Here is a 5,439-nt window from a genome sequence, read left to right on the forward strand (position 1 = left end):
TAGAACCATCTATTTGTAATCCATTTAAGTCAACAAATGCAATTAAGTTATCTAATTTATAATGTGATGCTGTCATTGCAGCTTCCCATACTTGACCTTCTTGGATTTCTCCATCACCTAATATAGTATACACTGTGTAGTCTTTGTTGTCTAATTTACCAGCTAGCGCCATACCATTTGCAGCAGATAAACCTTGTCCAAGAGAACCAGTAGACATATCTATTCCTGCTACTTTTTTCATGTCTGGATGTCCTTGTAACTTAGAACCAAATTTTCTAAGTGTCAATAATTCTTCTTCTGGGAAAAATCCTTTTTCTGCTAATGTAGCATATAAAGCTGGTGCTGCATGACCTTTTGATAGAACAAATCTATCTCTATCATCCATTTTTGGATTTTCTACACATATGTTCATTTTATCAAAATATAACACTGTTAACATATCAGCTATTGATAATGAACCACCTGGATGCCCGCTTTTAGCTTCTGCAACCATTTTTATTATGTTTTTTCTAATATTATTAGAATGATCTCTAAGAGTGCTCATACTTTTTTCCTCCTGTTATTTTTTAAGACCTTACATTTTTTTATCCTACAGTAGATTTTACAATTTTTTTTAAAATAATACAAATGTTTTTTTAAGATTTTACTGCAACTTTTATTTCTTCTCCGTTCATTAAAGCTGTAATACCCTCTTTAAATTCGTCTAAACCAACAGTTCTTGTAACTAATGCTTCTGTATTTACTTTTCCACTAGCCATTAAATCTAATGCTATAATCCAAGAACTTGGTTTTTGTGATCTACTTCCAATATATTGTAACTCTCTTTGAATTATTGCTTCTTGATCCATTTCATTTAGTTTTTTAGCAAATATTCCAACTTGTACGAAAGTTCCTTTCTTTCTAAGTAATCTTAAAGCTTCATTAACTGCTGGCATAAATCCAGAACAATCAAATCCTTTATTTACTCCATTTCCATCAGTCATTTCATTTACTACATCTGCTAGACTTTCTTCCATTACGTTTACAGTTCTATCTACTCCAAGATTTTTAGCTATTTCTAATCTTTCTTTATCTTTTGTAACACCAGACATTATAACTGTAGCACCTTGAGATTTAACAACTTGAGCTAATAATAAACCTATTGGCCCTGGTCCTATTATTAATACTGTATCATCACTTTCTATAGTAGTTTTTTCAAGAGCTGCATGAACACAACAAGCTAGTGGCTCTGTAAGAGCTGCTGATAATAAAGATACATTTTCAGGAAGTACATGTATGCTTTCCTCTCTTGATAATACATACTCAGCAAAACTTCCATCTGCTTGAGTACCAATACCTTTTCTAGTTGGGCATAAATTGTAGTCTTTAGTTGCACAATATATACATTTTTCACAAGTTGCAAAAGTAGTTTCTGATGTAACTCTATCTCCTACTTTTATATTTTTAACATCTTCACCAATTTCTACGACAATTCCAGAAAATTCATGACCTAAAGTTACTGGAGCTTTTATATTTGCATATTCACCTTTAAATGAATGTATATCTGAACCACATATACCACTGTATTCTACTTTTATTTTAACTTTATCTCCTGTAGCTTTTGGCTCTTCTACCTCTAATACTTCTACATTATCATAACCTGGTTTAGTTTTAACTACTGCCTTCATTTATTTTTCAACCCCTTGTGGTAAAATTAATATCTTATTAAATTCTTCTTTTCTATCTCTTATCATTTCAAATGCTTTATAAGTATCTTCAAGTGAAAATCTATGAGATACCATTTCTTTTAATTTTATTTTTCCTTCATTAACTAAAGTGATTCCTTTAGTCCATTCTTGTCCTGGGAATGGTGCAGAATAAGAATTCCAGAAACCTTTTAACTCTAGTTCTTTTCTAAATATATTTTCAAATGCTTCCTCAGATAAAGTTATATCTGAATACGCTATTCCTAAAAATCCTATTTTACTTTTCTTTTTAGTTATAAGTAAACATTGTTCCTGAGTTATTTTAGAACCTGCACATTCAAGTGCTATATCAACACCTTTTCCACCAGTAAGTTCTTTTATTTTTTCTACTGGATTTACATCTTTAGCATTAATTATTATATCAGCACCTAATTCTTTTGATTCTCTTAATTTATTATCAGATATATCAACTGCTATAATTGTTCCAGCTCCTGCTATCTTAAGTCCTTGTATTACTAGTTGACCCATTGTTCCACTACCCATTACAGCTACAGTATCTCCAACTTGGATACCTATATTAAGTACTCCATGCATAGCAACTGCAAGTGGTTCTATCATAGCAGCATCTTCAAAATCCATGTCTCCTATTGGTAAAACATTTGTAGCTTTTATGTTTGCATATTCTGCAAAAGCTCCAAAAGTTTTAGCTCCTAACATACCATGGTCATCACATAATGAAAATAACCCTCTCTTACAATATTCACATTCATTGCAAGGTATAAAAGGAATTGCAACTACTCTATCTCCAACTTTTACATTTTTTACATCCTTACCAACTTCTGCAATTACTCCAGAAAATTCATGCCCTGGTATAGCTGGAACTGGATATTTCCAATGTTTTAATACTCTTGGAGGATCTGACCCACATATTCCTGCTGCCATAACTTTTATTTTTACTTCATCACTTTCACATGGTTTTATTTCTATATCTTCAAATCTCATATCATTTGTGCCATGTAATACTGCTGCTTTCACGATAAATCTCCTCCTTTTGTATTTTGTATTTTTTAAAAATTTATAAAAAATATTACTCTTTTCTAGTAGCTGCTAAATGTTAAATTTTCGCATACTTTACTAAAAAAGAGTAATCTCTATTAACTAAATATTAGAATATTCCAAGTGAAGAAACTAATTGAGATAATTTCAGTATTCCCCATTTTAGTAAGTTACCACCTGTATCTATACTTGTAACCATTGTTGTTCCTTCTGGCATCATATTTGCTTGTTGTAATAATTGCGTATGAACATCTGCAAAATTTGTAGCCATATAAAGTGATATAGCTATTACTATAGTTCCTGTTATAACTGATTGAACTATATTACCTTTTCTAAAACATACTATAAATGCCATATAGAATGGTATTGTTGCTAAGTCACCAAATGGTAAAACTTTATTTCCTGGTAATATAACTGCTAAGAATAAAGTTATAGGAACAAGTATAAGAGCTGTTGATATAACTGCTGGATGTCCAGTTGCTACTGCTGCATCTAGACCTATATAAAGTTCTCTATCTCCATATTTTGCTTGTAAGAAATCTCTTATTGATTCTGAAATTGGAATTAAACCTTCCATCAATATTCTAACCATTCTAGGCATAAGTAACATTACTGCACCCATTGATATACCTACATTGAATATTCCTGCTACATCGTATCCAGCAAGCGCTCCAAGTATTATCCCTAGTATAATCCCCATCATCATTGGTTCACCAAATATACCGAATTTTTTTTGTATAGAATCTGGGTCTGCTTGTATTTTATTTATTCCTGGTATTTTTTCAACAAATTTACCTACTAAATATCCAAGTGGAGCAAATGAAGCTGTTGAACCAGTTGGTAATGCTATACCTTCCAAATCATAAAACTCCTGAACATTCTTGGCTGTTTTTTCTGCAATAAATAGTACTAATAATTCCATTAATATCGCACAGAATATAGCCCAGATATAACTTCCTGTTACTATATATCCAACTGCACCTGCTACTATGAAGTGCCAATAATTCCATATATCAACGTTTAATATCTTTGTTTTATTGAAGTATAATAATAGTAAGTTTACTAATAAACAAACTGGTATTAATATTGGTGCAACTGGTGAAGCCCATGTTGCTGATGCTGTTGTTGGCCAACCAACATCTATTACTGTTAAATTAAGTCCAAATCTCTCAACCATTCCTTGAGCTGCTGGCCCTAGTGTTGAAGTTAATAGGTTTACAACTAAGTTTATACCCACAAACCCTATACCAATTGTAAGACCTGATTTTAAAGCTTTTGTAAACTTAATTCTAAATATCATTCCTAAGACTACAATTGTTATTGGTAGTATTACTGTTGGTCCCATGTTTAAAATATACTGTACTACTGCTAATAATTTATCCATTTATAAATCCTCCTTTTTCTGTTTTTTAAATATGATTTCAATTTATTTATGCTAGGATTATTTTAAAGCATCTAATATTTTCTTATCTAATGCTGCTGTATTTACTCCAGTTATATATGCTGTTGCTTTTATTGCTGGTATATTATAAGTTGTTGGTAATATAGTTGTTGATACTATTAAATCTGCTCCATCTTGCTTTGTTGCACATTCAGCTATTTTGCATTGTATAACTTCTGCTTGTATATTATTTTCTTTAACTAATCTTTCTACCTTGTCACAAACTACTGTTGATGTTGCTATTCCTGCTCCACATGCTACTAATATTTTTTTCATTTTTATTTCCTCCTAATAATTTTTATTGTCTTATTTTTATTGTTAGTACTTTTTATTATTTTATTTTTTATAAAGACTTTATTGTCTTTAAAACTTCTTCTTTGTCAGTAGAATCCATTAGCTTCTCAACTAATTCTTTATTTTGCATAATCCCCATCAATTCTGTTAATACAGATAATTGACTGTGTGGTTGATTAAGCCCCAAAACGAAAGCCAAATTTACAGATACTTTTTCATCTTGGTCTTCCATAGAACTAAATACTACTGGTTCATTAAAAGTACAGACTGCTATAAATTGTTCTTTAATATATTCTGCATCTGTATGTGGTATTGCTACTCCATAATCACCTAAGTTTAAGCCTGTTGGAAATACATTTTCTCTTCCTAGTATTTTTTCTCCAAATTCTTCTTTTACAAAGCCTAATTCAAAAACTTTATTATGTATTTCCTTAAAGAAATCTTCTTTTGTTTTACAATCCATTTTAAGGTTTATAACTTTATCACTTACAAAATTTATAAACTCCATATTTGCACCTCCTAATTGCTCTTATCTCATATCTTGTTTTTCTTGCCTTTATATAAAGCATATACCGTGCCAAAAAGTGGCTTTTTTTGTGAAATAAAAGAAAACATTTTCCCAAAAATAATGTTCAATTGTAGGATTTTAGCCAACTTTCATAGATAAATTTATTTTAATTTTTATTTTAATTTTTACTTGTTAAGCACTTAACTATCCATATATTTTTATATTTTCGTGGTTTTTTTTGTTACAGAAATGGTTTTTTTATTTTTTATGGGTGGTTTTTTATGTTTGTTAGTTATTTTATAAAATAATTCAATCTAAATAGCATTAATTTTCATATTTGTTGTTTAGTTATTTTAGTGTGAATAAATTTTCATGTAATTGTCTAGCAAAATTCACGTTACGCATAATTAAATTCATAGTATGTTTTTATTTATATAATAAAATCAATATGAAAA

General features: G+C 30.0%; 6 protein-coding genes. All 6 read right to left on the minus strand.

Annotation, left to right across the window (positions count from 1 at the left end):
* Positions 1–544 (minus strand): transketolase (locus KGF52_RS20085; protein WP_227841402.1); only part of this gene is annotated, 544 nt, incomplete at its 3' end.
* Positions 545–635: 91 nt separating this feature from the next.
* Positions 636–1,667 carry a zinc-binding dehydrogenase gene (locus tag KGF52_RS20090; RefSeq protein WP_227432711.1) on the minus strand — a complete coding sequence of 344 codons (1,032 nt, stop codon included), beginning with the start codon at positions 1,665–1,667 and terminating at the stop codon, positions 636–638.
* Positions 1,668–2,720, minus strand: coding sequence for a galactitol-1-phosphate 5-dehydrogenase (locus tag KGF52_RS20095; RefSeq protein ID WP_227432710.1), 1,053 nt, complete (start codon positions 2,718–2,720; stop codon positions 1,668–1,670). It lies immediately after the preceding gene.
* A gap of 130 nt (positions 2,721–2,850) precedes the next feature.
* Positions 2,851–4,125 (minus strand): PTS galactitol transporter subunit IIC, encoded by a 1,275-nt coding sequence (locus tag KGF52_RS20100; RefSeq protein ID WP_227482790.1) that lies wholly within the window; start codon positions 4,123–4,125, stop codon positions 2,851–2,853.
* A 57-nt stretch (positions 4,126–4,182) separates the two neighbouring features.
* On the minus strand, positions 4,183–4,458 hold the full coding sequence (locus tag KGF52_RS20105; protein WP_021385190.1) for a PTS sugar transporter subunit IIB: 276 nt from the start codon (positions 4,456–4,458) through the stop codon (positions 4,183–4,185).
* Between the two features lie 67 nt (positions 4,459–4,525).
* The gene (locus KGF52_RS20110; protein ID WP_227841403.1) at positions 4,526–4,984 is read right to left on the minus strand and encodes a PTS sugar transporter subunit IIA; all 459 of its coding nucleotides are present in this window, start codon (positions 4,982–4,984) and stop codon (positions 4,526–4,528) included.
* Positions 4,985–5,439 lie beyond the last annotated feature (455 nt).

The sequence above is a fragment of the Clostridioides sp. ZZV15-6597 genome, from assembly GCF_020657815.1.
Taxonomy (GTDB): Bacteria; Bacillota; Clostridia; order Peptostreptococcales; family Peptostreptococcaceae; genus Clostridioides.

Excerpts from the sequence above, each read along its gene's own strand:
- KGF52_RS20090 (WP_227432711.1), bottom strand. The coding sequence starts at position 1,667 with ATGAAGGCAGTAGTTAAAACTAAACCAGGTTATGATAATGTAGAAGTA.
- KGF52_RS20100 (WP_227482790.1), bottom strand. The coding sequence starts at position 4,125 with ATGGATAAATTATTAGCAGTAGTACAGTATATTTTAAACATGGGACCA.
- KGF52_RS20105 (WP_021385190.1), bottom strand. The coding sequence starts at position 4,458 with ATGAAAAAAATATTAGTAGCATGTGGAGCAGGAATAGCAACATCAACA.
- KGF52_RS20110 (WP_227841403.1), bottom strand. The coding sequence starts at position 4,984 with ATGGAGTTTATAAATTTTGTAAGTGATAAAGTTATAAACCTTAAAATG.